The sequence below is a fragment of the Aeromonas sp. ASNIH1 genome, from assembly GCF_002934285.1.
GTDB lineage: Bacteria > Pseudomonadota > Gammaproteobacteria > Enterobacterales > Aeromonadaceae > Aeromonas > Aeromonas caviae.
Genome location: NZ_CP026228.1, coordinates 1,004,480 through 1,022,179, shown reverse-complemented (window position 1 = coordinate 1,022,179; position 17,700 = coordinate 1,004,480). Strand labels below are relative to the sequence as shown.

The window sequence follows — 17,700 nt, the reverse complement described above, 5'->3', positions numbered from 1 at the left end:
CCGCAAACTGGCGGGGCCTTTTCATTGCAGAACGGCTTCAATAACCCTTGTCAAAGTCGATCCTGCCGTCCAGCTGCTGACCATCGATGAAGCGGATGTAGTTGCGGATGAAGATCTGGGCCACATCTTCCGGGAAGCTGTAGGCGCTGTTGTGGGGCGTCACGATGAGATTGGGCTGGTGCCAGAGCGGGCTGTCAGCGGGCAGGGGTTCCTGCTCGAACACATCGAGCACCGCCATGGCGGGCTTGCCGGCTTGCAGTGCCGCCAGCAGATCCCCCTCATGGACGGCATTGCCCCTGCCGACGTTGAAGAAGATGGCGCCCGGTTTGCAGTGGCCGAAGCGTTCGGCGGTGAAGAGATGGCGTGTCTCGCGGGTGGCGGGCAGCACGCTGACGATGACATCGGCCTGGGCCAGCATCTTGTTGAGTGCCGGCAATTGGTACACCTGATCGAACCCGGCACGCTCACGGCCACTGTGGCTGATGCCGAGCACCCTCATGCCAAAATGTTTGCCGGTGTGGGCGATATGCTGCCCTATGCTGCCGGTGCCGAGCAGCAGCAGCGTCTTTCCCTTCAAGCCCTGATAGGGATGGCTCTGCCAGACGCCCTGTTGCTGCTGCTCGCGATAGAGTGGCAACTGGCGGGTCAGGCTGAGCAGATGGCCGAACACATACTCGCTCATCAAGGGGCCGAAGATGCCGCGGACATTGGTGAGCAGGTAGTCGCGGCGGCAACTGGCGTCCAGCAGCACGTCGACCCCGGCATAAGTGGACTGGAGCCAGCTGAGCTTGCCGGCCTTGGCCAGCAGCGGCTTGGCCCGGGCAGGCTCGGCCATCAGGATATGAGCGTCACCGATAAGCTGTTCGGCCTCGGCCTGATTGTCGGCCCGAAGAATGTGCAGATGGGGAAGATGGGCCGCCTTGAGCAGGCGTTCATAGTGGCTGTTGTCCTGACTCAACAGCAGCAGGGTACGTTGGCTCATACTCTTGTTCCTTATCGTGTTTATGGCAAGGCGAGAGGGATGCTGTCTCCATCTTACCCCAGTTGATCGGGCAAGATAGTCGAGCAGGGCGCTTTTTCATTTTTAGACGGGGCCCTCGTGGGCTACAATCTGCCCCACATTTTGCAAAGGATCCGACTCCAGTGTTTGGTGACAAGTTTTATAAGCGACTGGCCGAGCTGCAGCCCTGGCAGCAAACCGTCTATACCCTGGCGCTGGCAGAGCGCATGTACCCCAACTATGTGCTCTTTACCCAGGCCTCCGGTTCCGGGGATGCGAGGGCATTCCGTCACGCGCTGGATCAGATGTGGAACTACCTGACGGTCAAGGGATCCCGCGTCAATCTTGGTGCCATTCTGGAAGCGTTTGAAGTCTACATTCCCGATCCCCGCAAGTTTGAATCCTACGGCGCCTATCCGGCACTGGACGCCTGCGTGGCGCTGGGTTGTGCCTACAACTCGGTGATCTGCCGGGTGGGGGAAGAAGCCAACGACGCCAGCCATGCGTCTGTCGGCACGGTCGCCGGCTTCATCGAGATGCTGGAAGAGCGGGACCTCAGCGATGATGAGCTCTATGAGCACGAGTACATGGAGGCGGAGCTGGAGTTCCAGGTCGAACTGCTCAAACGGGTGGCCCATGAACGGGACAGCGACCGCATCCTTGCCATCCGCGCCTTCGCGGCCCAGGACGGCGTCTCCAACATCGGCATCAGCCTGGAGGCGTAACGCCATCGCGTACTGCCCATAGAAAAAGCTCCCGGTCGGGAGCTTTTTTTATGGCTGCGGTTCAGGCCCGCTCTTCAGTCAGGGGGCTGACACTCAGCACGGGGGCGGCATCGATGCCGTCGGCATTCATCATGGCGGAGATGCGTTGCAGGGATGAGAGCAACAACCCCTGCTCCCAGTTCTCCAGTGCCTGAAAGCGTTGAATGAAACTCTCCTGCAAGGGGGTCGGAGCCTGGGCAAGCAGGGCGCGTCCCGCGTCAGTGAGCGTCGCATGCACCTTGCGTTTGTCGGTTTCGCTGCGAATGCGCTGCACCAGCTGGCGGCTCTCCAGCCGGTCCATGATGGTGGTGGCGGTGGCCTGGCTCATGTTGGTGTGATCCGCCAGCTGGCGCATGGAGATCTGGCCAAGCTCGTCGATCCCCTTGAGCAGCAGGAGCTGGGGCGAGGTCAGGCCGGCCTCCTTGATCAAGCGCTTGGAGTGCATGTCGATGGCACGGATGATCTGGCGCAGGGCGATCAGCACTTCATCATGTTTTTCCATGGGGTCTAGGTCATCGCAGAGCTGTGGAGAGGCGCGAAATTCTCCGCCTAATCCATAACAAGGTCAATATGGTTTTTGATGTAATGGTTTTAGCTCTAATGAATATTGTGTTAGGTTATCGGACAATTGCCCCATTCCAACCCGATATTTGAGGAGTGAAATCATGCATGACGACCTGGATATCAAGTCCCTGGTTGCCGACCTGCGTGTGGTCAGAGTTCGCTATGAACTGCCGGATACCGCGGCATTTGTGCGTTATCAACCTGCTTATGACGAGGACCCCAACAACCTCAAGGTACACCACTACGATGGCGAGCTGCCGCTCTCTTGCAGCAACACAGGTTCTTTTAGTCTAAAGGAGTTGGTCAATGAGTTGCGCTATGCCTATGTGCTGGTTCACCTCTTCCCCGACGAGAGTGCCATGAACTTTTATCTGGCGGGTCTGGACAATGGACTGGCACAGCTGGAGTTCATCGGTGGCTCCTATGACTTCAACCGCCTCTGGATCACCAGCGGTGTCTCCAATCTGGGGGTGCCCATGGCGATCTTCCTTGGCAAACGCCACGCAGTGAACGGTCAGCCGTCGGTGACCCTGGTGGATCACCGTGAGCAGGTGGCAGGTCGTCTGGCCTATCGCGCCATCGGCGGTGCCGGCGATCACGTGGGTGAAGACTTTTTCAACAACGACTAAGGAGGCCCGATGCGAGCAACCAAAGGGCTTTTGAAAGGCCTCAATCCCACCATGGCCATGACGGCCCTCACCATCGTGACCCTCTTCCTGCTGTTCGGCGTCTTTGATCCGGATACCGCAGGCACCTGGTTTACCGGGGCCAAGGACACCATCATTGCTGGCTTCAAGTGGTATTACATCCTGGTGGTCGCCCTGTTCCTGTTCTTCGCCGTCTACCTGATGTTCAGCCGCTTTGGCAGCATCCGGCTGGGCGACGACGACCAGGTACCGGAGTTTGGCTACTTTGCCTGGTTCTCCATGCTGTTCAGCGCAGGCATGGGCATAGGCCTGGTGTTCTGGAGCATCGCCGAGCCCATGTATCACCTGCAGGGCAACCCCTTCATCACCGAAGGCATGACGCCAGAAGCGGCCCAGATCGCCATGCGCCTCACCTTCTTCCACTGGGGTCTGCACCCCTGGGCCATCTATGTGATCGTCGGCCTGTCGCTGGCCTTCTTCAGCTACCGGCGCAAGTTGCCGCTGGCCATCCGCTCCGTGCTCTATCCCATTCTTGGCGATCGCATCTACGGCTTCTGGGGCCATGCCGCCGACGTGCTGGCGGTGTTCGGTACCGTGTTCGGGGTGGCGACCTCCCTTGGGCTGGGCGTCTCCCAGATGAACACCGGCCTCAACCAGATGTTCGGCATGGGCGTGTCACAAGCGAACCAGCTCTGGCTCATCGGTGGCATCAGCCTGATTGCCACCCTGTCGGCCATCTCCGGTGTCGGGCGCGGGGTGAAGATCCTCTCCGAACTCAATATCTGGTTGAGCGTGTTCGTGCTTGGCCTCTTCCTGGTGCTGGGGCCGACCACCTACATCCTCAACGCCTATGTGCAGAACATCGGTGATTACCTGCAGAACATCGTCAAGCTGAGCTTCTGGACCAATACCGAAGCCAACGGTACCTCGTCCTGGCAGTCTAGCTGGACCGCGTTCTACTGGGGCTGGTGGATTGCGTGGGCACCCTTTGTCGGCATGTTCATCGCTCGCATCTCCAAGGGGCGCACGATCCGTGAATTCGTGCTCGGTGTTCTGCTAGTGCCCTCTCTGCTCGGCATGCTCTGGCTCACCGTGTTCGGCGGGACTGCCATGAACCTGGAGCTGTTCGGTGGCGGCGGCGTAGTGGAAGCGGTCAATCAGGATGTCACCATGGCGCTCTACAAGACGGTGGAACTGCTGCACTGGGAGACCTTCGGCTGGATTGCCAAGGGGGTGCTGACCCTGCTTATCTGCACCTACTTCATCACCTCCAGCGACTCGGGCACGCTCGTGATTACGACGCTGCTCTCCATCGGCGACCAGGATCCCCCGGTGCTGCACCGCGCCATCTGGGGACTGGGGCAGGGGCTGGTCGCGGCCATTCTGCTGGTCTCCGGCGGGCTTGCCGCCCTGCAGGCCGCCAGCATCATCGCCGCGCTGCCCTTCTCGGTCATCATGCTGGCCATGTGCTACTCCCTGATGCAGGGGCTCAAACAGGAGAGCCAGCACCAGTTCGAATACAGGCAGAAGCTCAAGCGCCATCCGGGGTCGGTCAATCTGAGCCTGATGGATCGCATCGGTCCGGGCTGATGACATAACAGGTTCGGTCAAACGAAAGGGGAACCTCGCGGTTCCCCTTTTTCATGCCTGTTCGGCGGTCGGTAGCTACAGCATCTGCTTGAGTCGATAGAGCAGGTCAAGGGCCTGTCGCGGGGTCAGCTCGTCCGGGCGTACTGCTGCCAGCTCCTCCACCACAGGATGGGGTTGCGGGGCGAGAGTGACCGGAGCCGGACGGCTTTCGCCGGCGGCCACCGGAGTTGCACTCTCCAGCTCGTGCAGCTTGTGGCGGGCCTGGTGGATCACCGATTTCGGCACCCCGGCCAGCGCCGCTACCTGCAGGCCGTAGGAGCGGCTGGCCGCACCTTCCTGCACCGCGTGCATGAAGGCGATGGTGTCGCCGTGCTCCACCGCATCTAGGTGGACGTTGGCCAGCCCGCTCATCAGCTCGGGCAGGCGGGTCAGCTCAAAGTAGTGGGTGGCAAACAGGGTGTAGGCGCCAATCTTGCTTGCCAGCTGCTCGGCGCAGGCCCAGGCCAGGGAGAGGCCGTCGTAGGTGCTGGTGCCGCGGCCAATTTCGTCCATCAGCACCAGACTGCGGGCGGTGGCGTTGTTGAGGATATTGGCGGTTTCGGTCATCTCCACCATAAAGGTGGAGCGGCCGGAGGCGAGATCATCCGACGCTCCGATGCGGGTGAAGATGCGGTCGATGGGGCCGATGCGGGCGCTGTCGGCGGGCACGAATGCGCCGATATGGGCCAGCAGCACGATGAGTGCGGTCTGGCGCATGTAAGTGGATTTACCGCCCATGTTGGGGCCGGTGATGATCAGCATCCGCCGCTCCCGCTCCAGCCGTATCGGGTTGGCGATGAAGGGGTCGGTCATCACCTGCTCCACCACCGGATGGCGGCCCGCCTCGATGAGGATCTGATCCTCGTCGATGAGGGTGGGGCAGCGATAGTCGAGGGTCTCTGCCCGCTCGGCCAGGTTGGCCAGCACGTCCAGCTCCGCCAGTGCGGCAGCAGACTCCTGCAGATCGCCGAGGTGGGGCAGCAGGGCGTCGAGCAGCTCTTCGTAGAGACGTTTTTCCAGCGCCAGCGCCTGGGCCTGGGCGGTGAGCACCTTGTCCTCGTACTTCTTCAGCTCATCGATGATGTAGCGCTCGTTGTTTTTCAGCGTCTGGCGGCGGATGTAGTGGGCCGGCACCAGGTGGCTGTTGGCGCGGCTCACCTCGATATAGAAGCCGTGCACCTTGTTGTAGCCCACCTTGAGGGTGTTGATGCCGGTGAGCGCCTTCTCCCGCTCCTCGATGCGGGCCAGGCTGGCGGTGGCGCCATTGGCCAGATCCCGCAGCTCGTCCAGCTCCTGATTGAACCCTTCACGGATGACGCCGCCATCGCGGATGAGCACCGGCGGCACCTCCATCACGGCACGCTCCAGCAGGTCGAACAGCTCGGGGAAGGTGCTCGCCCGCTCGCGCAGCTGCTGCACCGCCTCGTGCTCGCTCTCCGCCAGCAGACGCTGCAACTCGGGCAGCTGAGCGAAAGCCTGCCGCAGCCGGGTCAGATCGCGCGGGCGGGCACTGCGCAGGGCGAGACGCGCCAGCACCCGCTCCACGTCGCCGACCTGGCGCAGCAGGCTCCCCAGCTCGTCATAGAGGTTCTGCTCGATGAGCTCCTTGATGGTGCTCTGGCGACCTTTGAGGATCACCCGATCGCGGATCGGCTGGTGGATCCAGCGCTTGAGCAGGCGGCTGCCCATCGGCGTGGCGGTGCAATCGAGCACGGCGGAGAGGGTGTTGTCGTGACCGCCGGCCAGATTCTGGGTCAGCTCCAGATTGCGGCGGGTGGCGGCATCCATGATGACCGCATGATCGGGCTGCTCCAGGCGCACGCTGCGAATGTGGGGCAGGGCGGTGCGCTGGGTGTCTTTCACGTACTGCATCAGGCAGCCGGCGGCGCACAGGGCGGTCTCGCTCTGCTCGACCCCAAAGCCCACCAGATCCTGGGTGCCGAACTGCTGGCACAAGAGCTTGCGGGCGGTGCCGAGCTCGAACTCCCACTCCGGGCGGCGGCGCAGACCGCGGCGACCCTCGACATGGTGCAGGAAGGCGAACGATTCGGGGTAGAGCAGCTCCGCCGGATTGGTGCGTTGCAGCTCCGCCAGCAGGGTCTCTTCTTTCTCGAACTGGTTGATGAAGAAGCGGCCGGAGCCGATGTCCATGGTGCCGTAACCGAAGCGGCGGCCATCGTGGTAGACGGCGGCGATCAGGTTGTCCTGCCGCTCGCTGAGCAGCGCCTCGTCGGAGACGGTACCTGGGGTGATGATGCGAATGACCTTGCGCTCCACCGGCCCCTTGCTGGTGGCGGGGTCCCCCACCTGCTCGCAGATGGCGGCCGATTCGCCGAGCTGTACCAGCTTGGCGAGATACCCCTCGATGGCGTGATAGGGCACCCCGGCCATCGGGATGGGGCTGCCGGCCGACTGGCCGCGCTTGGTCAGGGAGATGTCGAGCAGCTGGGAGGCCTTGCGGGCGTCGTCGTAGAAGAGCTCGTAGAAGTCACCCATGCGATAAAACAGCAGGATCTCCGGGTTCTCGGCCTTGAGGGTCAGATACTGCTGCATCATTGGTGTGTGATTGTGGAGATTCTCTATTGCTGACATGTAGTTATCTCTCTTTACATGCTTATATTACAATGGCTTATGGTGTTTTCGTGGTCTCTTGTTTGCTCTGAGAGTCTCACTCGATCTCACCCAATCGCAGGCGAAAATGTAGGTTGAAGTGTAGGTTTTGATTTTGTAGCCTACAGTGACATTAAGCCCTATGCATGCGGCCAAGCTAGGAGAGCGTATGCATCAGCCATAGGAGGTCGGTTATGCCAGCGGACAAGGGTAACAAAGCACTGTCCTTTAGAGCAATTGAAGTCATGAAGCCAACGGATAGCGATAAGGCTGACAATGGGGTCAACAGAGGGCTTCGTGTTACTTGTGGGAAGACAGGTAAAAAGACATTTTTCTATCGTTATACGAGCCCAGTAACAAATAAGTTAATTCAGATCTCACTTGGCGTATTTCCAGCCGTATCCTTAGAGCAGGCCCGTATAAAGCTAAGGGAGCTTAAGCTCATCAGGCAACAAGGCCGATGTCCGGCTACCGAGGCGAGAGCTGCCGCGCTTGAGCTTAAACAGCAAATCAAGAATGAAAGCGAACTCGGGATGTTCACCCTTCAAGCGATGATCGAGCTTTATCTACAAAACCATATAGAAGATCAACGTTTACCTAATGGTACGATAAAGAGTGGGGCAAGGAAAAAGAAAGGTCAGGCTGAGGCTAGGCGCACTCTGTATGGCGATGCGGTTCCAATGCTTGGTGAGCGATTGGCTCGTGATGTGAGTAGACAAGATATTATTGATCTTGTTATGTCCATCGTGAATCGAGGCGCTAATGTTCAGGCTGGAAATGTATTGCGCGAAATTCTAGCCGCTTACGATTATTCAATGGGGATGGGAAAGTTTGACGATCAATTTATCAACCCTGCGCTTCAAGCAAAAGTGAGTTTGGTTCGAACAAAGGTGAAGCTGACATCAAAAAAAGGTAGTCGCTTTTTGAATGACGATGAAATTAAGCTGTTTCTCGCTTGGTTGCCTAGCTCAAAATTCACTGAAGTGCAAAAGAACATATTTCGAATGACGTTATGGACAGGATGCCGGACAGGTGAGATATGTGAGGCTACTTGGCGAAACATAGACCTTAATGAGGGAGTGTTCCATATCAGAGAGTCAAAGACTGGTGTCGCAAGAGAGATTCAACTCCCTCGTCAATGCATCCATTTTCTCAGAATAAATAAGATAGGAAATGAAGTTTACTTGTTCCCATCCCAGAGGACGGGAAAGCCAATTAAACAGAAGCAGTTAACTGAAAGTGCTTGGGTAATGAGAGAAGCAGACTTGATGTTAGATATTCCTCGATGGACTCCCCACGATCTCCGTCGAACGGTTAGAACAGGACTGTCTCGTTTGCAATGTCCTTCTGAAGTAGCAGAAGCCATTCTCGGGCATACCAAGAAAGGTTTGATCGGCACATATGATCTTCATAGATACACAGAGCAAAGCCGAGAGTGGTTGGGTAATCCCCCCATTTTTTGGAGCACTCAAAAGTAGAGGTCATGCGGCCTGTGCCAAGCGCTGTTTCGGCGTGTAGCCGCCCAGCGCCATATTGGGCCGCTCATGGTTATAAACCCACAGCCAGTTCGTGGCAAATTCCTGTAACTCATTCAGTGACTCAAACAGGTAATGGCCCAACCAGTCGTAACGCACAGTGCGGTTAAATCGCTCTATGTAGGCATTCTGCTGCGGGTTGCCTGGCTGGATATACCTCAGCGCAATCCTCTTCTGCTGCGCCCATTGCTTGAGCTCTTCGCTGATGTATTCCGGACCATTATCACAGCGGATTGCGGCTGGTTTGCCCCGCCACTCGATGACCTGCTCCAGCACCCGTTTGACTCGCGAGGCAGGCAAGGAAAAATCCACCTCGATGCACAGTGCTTCGCGATTGAAGTCATCGATCACATTAAACAACCGCACCGAACGACCATCGCTGAGCTGGTCATGCATAAAGTCCATCGACCAACAGTGATTCGGTTGGTCAGGGACTGCCAACGGCTCCGGCTTGGCGCGTACTAGCCGCTTCTTGGGTTTTATCCGCAGATTGAGCTCTAGCGCCCGATAGATCCGGTAGACCCGCTTGTGGTTCCAGCCAAAGCCTTTGACGTTACGCAGGTACAGGAAGCACAGTCCGAAACCCCAGTTGCGCTGGTTGGCGGTGAGGCGCAGTAGCCAGTCGGCAATCTCCTGGTTTTCATCAGCCAGCACGGGCTGATAACGGTAGCAACCCTCGCTCACCTTGAACACCTGGCAAGCCAGACGGATAGAAATGGCGTAATGAGCCACAGCCTTGGTCGCCATCTCCCTGCGGGCAGATGGCGTCACCACTTTTTTGCCATCGCCTCGGAGATGATCTCAGCCTTTAGGCGCTCCTCGGCATACATCTTCTTAAGGCGACGATTTTCCTCTTCCAGCTCTTTGAGGCGCGCCATGAGAGAGGCATCCATGCCACCGAATTTGGAGCGCCACTTGTAGAAGGTGGCGGAGCTGATGCCATGCTCACGGCAGAGCTCAGGGACGGGTGAACCAGACTCGGCCTGCTTGAGGATGGCGATGATCTGTGCATCGCTAAAGCGTGATGTTTTCATGTAGAACCTCCTGCGTTCAAGATACGAGAAAATTCTACTTATGAGCACCTCAGTTTTTCGGGGGGATTACCGTTGCAGCGTTGGGCAGACTATCTGGATACGTTGATGACTTCATCGTAGTGTGGACGAACTAGATTTGAAATCAAGAATCTGGTTGGTATACATCTGCAACGTTATCTCTGTTTGCTGATACTGCGGTAGCAAGTGAGCGGAGCGAGACTGGAGGTTCATCGATGTGATGATACCATCCGACGCGTAGTGACACTTGAATGGCTACTAGTGCATCAAGGAGGTATCGATGGAGTGGTTGTATCGAAAGTCGTGTCATCCACATCGGTCATGGTGGGTTGTCGCGACAGTTCATCATCATATGTTAGGGCAGACCAGAGAGATCACTGAATGGAGTGTTTGCTCCCTAACGTTGTAAACCAGACCATTTGTGCTGTCCTAGAATTGCGAAGGTTTCAGATTTTCATGTTTCTACACATTGAAAAATAATCATGTTTTTCATGCTGTTACGTTGTGTTTTTTGCTCGTACGTTGCAACGGATTACAACGACGTTGTAATCCGGAAGGCATTCGGCCTTGAAACGTCTGCTCTCCTTCCCTAGCTCTGAGAGCTCCTGAGGCAGGTGGTTAACCATGCCACTGAACCACACGCTCAACAGTTTCAACCATCTATCGAGCCACCATGACCGGTATGTTTCACGGCTCGCTCCTTGTCGTCCTCACAGGGTTTCTCTGTACGTGGTAACCATGAATGGCTCTAAAGCTGAAGCCTGCTCAAGATGGGACATTAGGCATATGACCCCATGGTGGTGGCACATTCAACGTGTTTCAGTACGTTCTGCAACGACATTGAGGAGAAGAGAATGCGTCACGCCGCTCCTGTTTTCGAAATCTGTAAATGACCTTCGACCATTACGAGGAGTCATTTATGAAACATGAAACACGTTTGCTGAACCTGGCCGAAGTTATCGAATGTTGCACCATCTCTCGCGCTACGATCTATCGTCTGATAAAGAAGGGAGACTTTCCAAGTTCAGTTCAGCAGAAGGGTTGCCGTCGAGTGATGTGGCGTTCTTCTGATATACAAGGCTGGATGAATGCCCTGCAATATACCAAACCAGAGTGAGTCCAGCATATGAGCAACTAAGTTGCTGTGCTTGATAGTCCATTTCACATTCTCAACCTTTATCGAACCCTCTAGTTAAGTTCACCGTTTCACGACAGACCGCTTGTTTCTGTTAGAGCATGTAGTTGTGTTGGCACAGGGGCAGATTATGGCTTTGAGAACGTACACCACGAATCATCAGGTATTCATAATGAACAAGTTCATGAATGCAAGGGTAAGCGAACTTATTGATGTTGATTCTTTGCTGCCAAAGTTTGAGACACTCAAAGCATGTTGGAAGGAGAAGGATGTACGAATAAATAAACTTTTAAGATCTCGTGATGATGAGGCGAGGTCACTTGCTGAAAAGCTATCGGAATGTAATGAGGAGGAGCCTTGCTATAGTCTTGCATGCCCTGAATGTGTAAGGCGGTTGCGACTAAGGAAGATAAGTCAATTGACACGTTTCTGTGAGGACTATACAGAGTGGAAAGCTGCAACCTTCATCTATTATGATGAGATGGCTCGCGAGTTAAAACGCCAAGATATTGTTCGTTTGAAAGATAGGTTACGCAAACAACTAGATCGCGCAGGTGTAAAGGACATTGTGATAGGCTTCTTTGAAGTGGATTATCAATCAGAGTATCAACGTTGGATGCCCCATTTCCACCTCTTGGTCAGATGCAAAGACTCCCATTCTCCACAGTGGGAGAGACTTCGTAAAGTGTTTGCTAACCAGAGTCCACCAATCAACGTCAACGTTCGAAAACGTAGGCCTGTTCTGTTTCAAAAGTTCAAGGATCCATTACAGCAAATTGCGTATATCTGTAAGTTCATGTGGCAGCGAGTGGAAGCTCGGTACAATGAAGAAGGCAACAGGCTAACAAAGAAGTATCGGTTATCAAATGGCAAGTTTGTTGATTCATTACTGATGCTGGATTCGTTGAAATTAGCTGATTTGGAGTTCATGTATGAGGTACGGCAATATGGAGCAACGTTGCAGGAGTCTGTCCGTGGTAAAAGATGACTCTTTGGTACTCTATGTGCTTGGATTGACCAAACAGTGCTATGGAACTGTCTATTCACTTTATTAGTTGGCCAACACTAAATAGCTGTTCCGAATAGTAGATCACCGGAGGAAGGGAACTCAGTCCAGTTTGTGCGATCTGATTAGTCGCTAAACAAAACAAGCCACACCCAAAGGACTGAGTTGATGCCTATCCTACCACCTCTGCCACGACCACAACGGCGCCGCATTCACAAAATCATCCATGCCACCCGTGATAAAGGACATGCTCGTCGCTTGATGGCCATCTTGCTGTTACATGAAGGACGCACGATCACCGATGTTCATCACCTTACCGGCGCTGCGCGCTCGACCATCGGTCGTTGGCTTCGGTGGTATCGAGATGAAGGCATAGATGCGCTAGAAGCCTTACCGGCTGGCCGTGCCCCAGTCTTACCTATCGCCAAGATTGTCACCCTACTGGTGCTGCTCATGCAGTTTTCTCCGCAAGATTTTGGTTATCAGCGCAGCCGTTGGTGTACTGAACTATTGGCTATAAAAATCAATCGGTTAACAGGGCTCAATGTGGCAGCCTCCACGCTCCGCCGATGGTTACCTCGTATGGGCATTGTCTGGCGCAGGCCCGTGCCGACCTTGCGGATAAAAGACCCAGCCTATCAGGAAAAAATGGCGAATATCGACGCCGCGCTGGCCCGCTGTGATGCCGATAATCCGGTGTTTTATGAGGATGAAGTCGATATAGACCTCAATCCCAAATTAGGAGCCGACTGGATGTTCAGAGCGCAGCAAAAGCGGGTTGTCACACCGGGGCAGAATGCCAAGCATTATCTGGCAGGCGTTCTCCACGCAGGCAACGGAAGGGTACTTTACGTCAGCGGGATCAAGAAAAACTCATCGCTGTTTATTGCCATGCTGGAAAAGCTGCGCCACCACTACCGACGAGCCAAAACCATCACGTTGATCCTCGATAACTACATCATTCACAAAAGCAAACAGACCGAGCGATGGTTGAAGAAGAATCCCAAGTTCTGCCTGGTGTTCCAGCCAGTTTACAGCCCTTGGGTTAATCACATAGAACGGCTATGGCACAAGTTACATGAAACCATCACGCGCAATCATCAATGCAGAGGGATGGCAAACCTGCTGGCCCGAGTGAAACACTTCATGGATACCGTGTCTCCTTTCCCGGGGAATGGCTATGGCACAGCGAAGGTGTAGCACTATTGGGATCAGTTATTTAGTCATCAGGCAGCTCAGGTTGGATTCGCAGGATCGGCGCTGCTTGCACTGACCGATTCGGTTTGGGTGAACTGCGCATTCGATGGTGGATCGTAGCCGCATACTCAGTCGATACCGTGAATGGCGGCATCGGACTGGCGTTGCTTGCACAGTAGGGGCAGGATTGTGTATCTGGCGGGCTAAGTAGGTAACATGCCGTGCATTCGACAGCGTTGCCTCCCCACTCACGGGCCGCACGAAGTACCTGACTCACGAGCAGTTCTGAACGTTGCAGGCATGCATCTTGGTTCATGGCACGTTGGGCCTCAACAGCCGCCGACTGTAGCTTCCTTTGCGCCGCAAGTGCTTTGGCGGCTGCTACAAACTTGGCCTCGTGTTCTGCTCGTCGGGCCTCTTCCAGTGCCCGATAGCGAGCCCTTTCCTGCTCCCATCGGGCATTGTCGGTTGCAACTTCAGCGGCCATCTTCTCTGCTGCTCGTTCCCCTAACCTCTCCCCTCGCAGAGAACGGATCCAGGATCTGTTGTCGGGATTGGATAGGACCGCATACTCGAATGTTGCTGGGTCATTGATCAGCTCAAGTGTCAGTCGACTGAGATCGATCTCTATCGCTGAGGCCCCAATGCTGGCAAGGCGCTGGTGCCGTTCGTGTTGGGTACGAGATGATACCTTTATCCATACCAGCAGTTGACGTTCTGCCTTGGTAACCACCGCATGTGCCCTTACCGCCCCGAGATCCACGAACCGTACAACGTTGTCGGCGAGGATGACCTCTGAGGGGAAGGTGACATCGCTTCGCAAGGTGGATCCGGAGTGGGTCGTGGCGTTGATCTGGTGGTAGTAGGCCGGGAGTGTAAGGCGTTGCTGGGTTGCAATCAGGGCGACAGCTGCACGTCGAACACCTTCCTTATAGCCTCGGGAACAATCTTCGGCTTGGGCATGCCGGAAGTGAGGGATAACCTTCAATCCCCCGTTGGCGGCAACCAACGGTTTCCGGCATCCAGGACAGATACAGTTGCATGCGAGCCCGTTTGCAACCTCGAAGGCACGCAGCAGAACATCGTCACGTTCACCGAAGGGAATCTTGGTTCCTTGCATGGTTCTTACCTATCAGCATGCAGCCTGTGTCGCAGGTTGATACCATGCACCAACTGTTGGGCTCATTACAAATGCCCAGTAGCAGTTCGGAGTGCGCAGTACGAGCCTGTTACTGTAATGCCCTGATGTGACTCACCCCCATGTTACTATCAGGTTCATTTGTATAGACTCGATACCCTGTTAGCGATGGGCCGCAACGTTGCCGTTTCGGTGCGCTTCTATGCTTCGTCCGTCCACCTGTTTCGTTGTCTGTGCCCATCGGGCGCGGCCATTGCCGGAGTAACACATGTTCGACCCCCAGACACTCTCCACCGCCCTGCTGGCCGCCGTCCCCGAGGATGGCAGCAGCATCGGCAACCAGTCCCTGCTGGAAACACTCAAGGGGCAGTTCGGTGAGCTGACCGAAGAGCAGTTCACGGCGGCCCGTGACGCCCTGATAGAGGCTGGAAAGCTGCGCAAAGGACGGGGTCGTGGTGGCTCGGTGCTACGAGCCGAAGGCGTTGCAGTGAGTGCGGATGGTACTGCGCCAGCGGCCAAGCCCGCCAAGAGCAAGCCAGCCAAGCAAGCCAAAGAGGCCGCCCCGGCCGAGAGCGGTATCGACGGCATCAAGCGCACCCTCTGGGCCTCGGCCGACAAGCTGCGCGCCAACATGGACGCCGCCGAGTACAAGCACATCGTGCTGGGCCTCATCTTCATCAAGTACGTCTCCGACACCTTCCAGGCGCGCCGGACAGAGCTTGAGCGCCGCTTCACCGACGAGAGCGACGATTACTACCTGCACGACGCCGATGCCGAGTTTCTGGCCGAGGAGCTGGAAGAGCGCGACTACTACCGCGAGGTCAACGTGTTTTGGGTGCCCGAAGGGGGGCGCTGGGAGGCGCTGCGGGCGAGTGCCAAGCAGGCCGACATTGGCAAGCGCATCGACGACGCGCTGGTGTTGATCGAGCAGGAGAACCCCCGCCTCAAGGGCATCCTCGACAAGCGCTTCGCACGCGCCCAGCTGCCCGATGGCAAGCTCGGCGAGCTGGTGGACCTGGTCTCCACCATCGGCTTCGGCGACGAGCCGGGCGCCGCCCGCGACGTGCTGGGCCAGGTGTACGAGTACTTCCTCGGCGAGTTCGCCAACGCCGAGGGCAAGAAGGGCGGCCAGTTCTATACCCCCGCCAGCATCGTGCAGACCCTGGTGGCGGTGCTCGCCCCGCACCATGGCCAGGTCTACGACCCCTGCTGCGGCTCGGGCGGCATGTTCGTGCAGTCCGAGCGGTTCATCGAGTCCCACGGCGGCAAGCTGGGGGATGTCTCCATCTACGGCCAGGAGTCCAACCCCACCACCTGGCGCCTGGCGGCCATGAACCTCGCCATTCGCGGCATGGACTACAACCTCGGCAAGGAACCCGGTGACACCTTCACCCGCAACCAGCACCCTGATCTGCGCGCCGACTTCGTGCTGGCCAACCCGCCGTTCAACATCAGCGACTGGTGGCACGGCAGCCTCGATGGCGACCCGCGCTGGGTCTATGGCACCCCGCCCGCAGGCAACGCCAACTACGCCTGGTTGCAACACATGCTCTATCACCTCAAGCCCGGTGGCCGCGCCGGTATCGTGCTGGCCAACGGCTCCATGAGCTCGAGCCAGAGCGGCGAAGGGGAGATCCGCGCCCGCATGGTGGAGGCGGACGTGGTGGAGTGCATGGTAGCCCTGCCGGGCCAGCTGTTCTTCAACACCCAGATCCCCGCCAGCCTCTGGTTCCTCGCCAAGAGCAAGCGCAGCCGCCCCGGCGAGGTGCTATTTATCGACGCCCGCAAGCTCGGCACCATGGTGAGTCGGGTGCAGTGCGAGCTGGATGCGGCCACCATCGCCAAGATTGCCGATACCTTCCACGCCTGGAAGTCAGACGGCGAGACCGAACTGGTTTACGAGGATGTGCCGGGCTTCTGCCGCAGCGTGACCCTGGCAGAGATCGCCGAGCACGGTCATGTGCTCACACCGGGCCGTTACGTCGGTGCCGAGGAGGTGGAGGAGGACGATGAAGCCTTTGCCGACAAGATGCAGAAGCTCACGGAGAAGCTGGGCGAGCAGATGAGCAAGGGCGCAGAACTGGATCAGGTCATTCGCCAGAAGCTGGGGGGGCTGGGATATGAGTTCTGATACCTGCAAACTCTCGGATATCGCAGAGGTACAGGGAGGCTTTGCATTCAAGAGCGCGGACTTTTCAGATACAGGGGTGGCTGTTGTCAAAATAGCAAACATTCAGCCGCCTAGTGTTTCGCTGGCAAACGTGGATCGCATCGCTCCCGATAAGCTAAAAGGGCTTGAACGGTTTGAGCTGTTAGATGGTGACATCCTAATGGCCATGACGGGGGCTACAGTCGGAAAGGCAGGCCGGTTTCGTCTTACTGAACCTGCATACCTTAATCAACGAGTGGCAAGGATCTCTGCGAAGAAAGGACATCTATTTGATGATTTTGTTTATGCGGTTGTTTCACTTCCAGGTTTCGACAACCTCATTGAGGGGGCATCAGCGGGAAGTGCCCAAGCAAACATCAGTGCTGCGGGTATCGGTTCAGTCGTAATTCCTAAGCTTTCAGACAGCGAGCAGATCCAAATAGGCGGTATCGCCAGGATGCTCGACGACCGCATAGCCTTGCTGCGCGAGACCAACGCCACGCTGGAAGCCATCGCCCAGGCGCTGTTCAAGTCGTGGTTTGTCGACTTCGACCCGGTCCATGCCCGCGCCCTTGGCGAGGAGCCCGCCGGTCTTTCTCCCGAGGTTGCAGCCCTGTTCCCCGCCAGCTTCGAAGAGTCCGAGCTCGGCATAGTGCCAAAGGGGTGGCGGGTTGGCACGTTGGCAGACTTGTCCGACCTGAACCCTGAGTCCTGGACTTCCAGAACACATCCAGAATCGGTGCGCTATGTCGATTTGGCCAATACCAAGGACAACGTGATCGCAGAGGTGACTGAGTTCAGTTTTGAAGAAGCACCGAGCCGCGCCCGGCGGGTTCTTCGAGATGGCGACACTATCGTCGGCACTGTACGGCCCGGAAACCGCTCCTTTGCCTTCATCAGCAACGCTAGCGCCAACCTCACGGGTAGCACTGGTTTCGCAGTGCTTCGACCACGGCATGATCGCAACACTGAATTTGTTTTTCTGGCGGCGACGTCTGACAACAGCATCGACCATCTGGCGCATGTGGCCGATGGCGGTGCCTACCCGGCAGTGCGATCTGAGGTAGTAAGCGGCTTGTCATGTGTGGTGCCTGATGGTGACGTGCTGTGCGCGTTCCATGAAGTTGCCCAACCAATCTTCAATAAGGTTGCGGCCAATCATCAACAAGCCCAAACCCTCGCCACTCTGCGCGACACCCTGCTGCCCCGCCTAATCTCCGGCCAACTGCGGCTGCCAGAGGTAGAGGCCATGGTAGAGGAGGTAAGCTGAATTG

Annotated in this window: 14 protein-coding genes; 9 read left to right on the top strand and 5 right to left on the bottom strand. The window is 56.8% G+C overall.

What is annotated here, in order from left to right:
• Positions 1 to 37: 37 nt before the first annotated feature.
• Positions 38 to 982, bottom strand: a complete 945-nt coding sequence (locus C2U37_RS04915) for a D-2-hydroxyacid dehydrogenase (protein ID WP_043152907.1) — start codon at positions 980 to 982, stop codon at positions 38 to 40.
• 161 nt (positions 983 to 1,143) lie between these two features.
• Here C2U37_RS04915 and C2U37_RS04910 point away from each other — a divergent pair, with 161 nt between their 5' ends.
• Positions 1,144 to 1,725 (top strand): YjaG family protein, encoded by a 582-nt coding sequence (locus C2U37_RS04910; RefSeq protein ID WP_104451928.1) that lies wholly within the window; start codon positions 1,144 to 1,146, stop codon positions 1,723 to 1,725.
• Positions 1,726 to 1,786: 61 nt separating this feature from the next.
• On the opposite strand, the gene C2U37_RS04905 is transcribed toward C2U37_RS04910, so the two are convergent.
• Positions 1,787 to 2,266, bottom strand: a complete 480-nt coding sequence (locus C2U37_RS04905; protein ID WP_010672813.1) for a MarR family winged helix-turn-helix transcriptional regulator — start codon at positions 2,264 to 2,266, stop codon at positions 1,787 to 1,789.
• Positions 2,267 to 2,429: 163 nt separating this feature from the next.
• On the opposite strand from C2U37_RS04905, the gene C2U37_RS04900 reads away from it, so the two are divergent.
• Both C2U37_RS04900 and C2U37_RS04895 read left to right on the top strand, forming a co-directional pair.
• A complete protein-coding gene (locus C2U37_RS04900) occupies positions 2,430 to 2,957 on the top strand; it encodes a hypothetical protein (RefSeq protein ID WP_010672814.1) in 528 nt (175 codons plus the stop codon).
• Between the two features lie 9 nt (positions 2,958 to 2,966).
• A complete protein-coding gene (locus C2U37_RS04895) occupies positions 2,967 to 4,565 on the top strand; it encodes a BCCT family transporter (RefSeq protein ID WP_104451927.1) in 1,599 nt (532 codons plus the stop codon).
• A 75-nt stretch (positions 4,566 to 4,640) separates the two neighbouring features.
• Here C2U37_RS04895 and mutS read toward each other — a convergent pair whose 3' ends face one another.
• A complete protein-coding gene (mutS, locus tag C2U37_RS04890; RefSeq protein WP_104451926.1) occupies positions 4,641 to 7,196 on the bottom strand; it encodes a DNA mismatch repair protein MutS in 2,556 nt (851 codons plus the stop codon).
• Between the two features lie 212 nt (positions 7,197 to 7,408).
• Between mutS and C2U37_RS04885 the strand changes: the two genes are divergently transcribed.
• Entirely contained in the window at positions 7,409 to 8,692 is a 1,284-nt protein-coding gene (locus tag C2U37_RS04885; protein ID WP_104451925.1) for a tyrosine-type recombinase/integrase, read from the top strand.
• A 3-nt stretch (positions 8,693 to 8,695) separates the two neighbouring features.
• On the opposite strand, the gene C2U37_RS04880 is transcribed toward C2U37_RS04885, so the two are convergent.
• Positions 8,696 to 9,783, bottom strand: a protein-coding gene (locus C2U37_RS04880) for an IS3-like element ISAs22 family transposase (RefSeq protein ID WP_088821966.1) whose coding sequence is annotated in 2 segments (ribosomal slippage) — positions 8,696 to 9,531 and positions 9,531 to 9,783 — 1,089 coding nt in all. Because the reading frame shifts where the segments join, the coding sequence is not laid out codon by codon here.
• 937 nt (positions 9,784 to 10,720) lie between these two features.
• On the opposite strand from C2U37_RS04880, the gene C2U37_RS04875 reads away from it, so the two are divergent.
• The 3 genes from C2U37_RS04875 (at position 10,721) to C2U37_RS04865 (ending at position 13,142) form a co-directional block, all read left to right on the top strand.
• The gene (locus C2U37_RS04875; protein WP_158196628.1) at positions 10,721 to 10,918 is read left to right on the top strand and encodes a helix-turn-helix transcriptional regulator; all 198 of its coding nucleotides are present in this window, start codon (positions 10,721 to 10,723) and stop codon (positions 10,916 to 10,918) included.
• Between the two features lie 190 nt (positions 10,919 to 11,108).
• Positions 11,109 to 11,924 (top strand): hypothetical protein, encoded by an 816-nt coding sequence (locus tag C2U37_RS04870; RefSeq protein ID WP_158656231.1) that lies wholly within the window; start codon positions 11,109 to 11,111, stop codon positions 11,922 to 11,924.
• 186 nt (positions 11,925 to 12,110) lie between these two features.
• Entirely contained in the window at positions 12,111 to 13,142 is a 1,032-nt protein-coding gene (locus C2U37_RS04865; RefSeq protein WP_001809438.1) for an IS630-like element ISAhy2 family transposase, read from the top strand.
• A gap of 19 nt (positions 13,143 to 13,161) precedes the next feature.
• Here C2U37_RS04865 and C2U37_RS04860 read toward each other — a convergent pair whose 3' ends face one another.
• Entirely contained in the window at positions 13,162 to 14,259 is a 1,098-nt protein-coding gene (locus C2U37_RS04860) for a hypothetical protein (RefSeq protein ID WP_158656230.1), read from the bottom strand.
• A 286-nt stretch (positions 14,260 to 14,545) separates the two neighbouring features.
• Here C2U37_RS04860 and C2U37_RS04855 point away from each other — a divergent pair, with 286 nt between their 5' ends.
• Both C2U37_RS04855 and C2U37_RS04850 read left to right on the top strand, forming a co-directional pair.
• Positions 14,546 to 16,408 (top strand): class I SAM-dependent DNA methyltransferase, encoded by a 1,863-nt coding sequence (locus C2U37_RS04855; protein WP_104451921.1) that lies wholly within the window; start codon positions 14,546 to 14,548, stop codon positions 16,406 to 16,408.
• Entirely contained in the window at positions 16,398 to 17,696 is a 1,299-nt protein-coding gene (locus C2U37_RS04850) for a restriction endonuclease subunit S (RefSeq protein WP_042048479.1), read from the top strand. Before C2U37_RS04855 ends, C2U37_RS04850 begins: the two co-directional genes overlap by 11 nt.
• Positions 17,697 to 17,700: the final 4 nt, after the last annotated feature.

Bases quoted from the DNA above. Each gene is read 5' to 3' on its own strand.
- C2U37_RS04915 (WP_043152907.1), bottom strand. From the start codon at position 982: ATGAGCCAACGTACCCTGCTGCTGTTGAGTCAGGACAACAGCCACTAT.
- C2U37_RS04870 (WP_158656231.1), top strand. From the start codon at position 11,109: ATGAACAAGTTCATGAATGCAAGGGTAAGCGAACTTATTGATGTTGAT.
- C2U37_RS04865 (WP_001809438.1), top strand. From the start codon at position 12,111: ATGCCTATCCTACCACCTCTGCCACGACCACAACGGCGCCGCATTCAC.
- C2U37_RS04895 (WP_104451927.1), top strand. From the start codon at position 2,967: ATGCGAGCAACCAAAGGGCTTTTGAAAGGCCTCAATCCCACCATGGCC.
- C2U37_RS04875 (WP_158196628.1), top strand. From the start codon at position 10,721: ATGAAACATGAAACACGTTTGCTGAACCTGGCCGAAGTTATCGAATGT.
- C2U37_RS04905 (WP_010672813.1), bottom strand. From the start codon at position 2,266: ATGGAAAAACATGATGAAGTGCTGATCGCCCTGCGCCAGATCATCCGT.
- C2U37_RS04900 (WP_010672814.1), top strand. From the start codon at position 2,430: ATGCATGACGACCTGGATATCAAGTCCCTGGTTGCCGACCTGCGTGTG.
- C2U37_RS04885 (WP_104451925.1), top strand. From the start codon at position 7,409: ATGCCAGCGGACAAGGGTAACAAAGCACTGTCCTTTAGAGCAATTGAA.
- C2U37_RS04855 (WP_104451921.1), top strand. From the start codon at position 14,546: ATGTTCGACCCCCAGACACTCTCCACCGCCCTGCTGGCCGCCGTCCCC.
- C2U37_RS04850 (WP_042048479.1), top strand. From the start codon at position 16,398: ATGAGTTCTGATACCTGCAAACTCTCGGATATCGCAGAGGTACAGGGA.
- mutS (WP_104451926.1), bottom strand. From the start codon at position 7,196: ATGTCAGCAATAGAGAATCTCCACAATCACACACCAATGATGCAGCAG.
- C2U37_RS04860 (WP_158656230.1), bottom strand. From the start codon at position 14,259: ATGCAAGGAACCAAGATTCCCTTCGGTGAACGTGACGATGTTCTGCTG.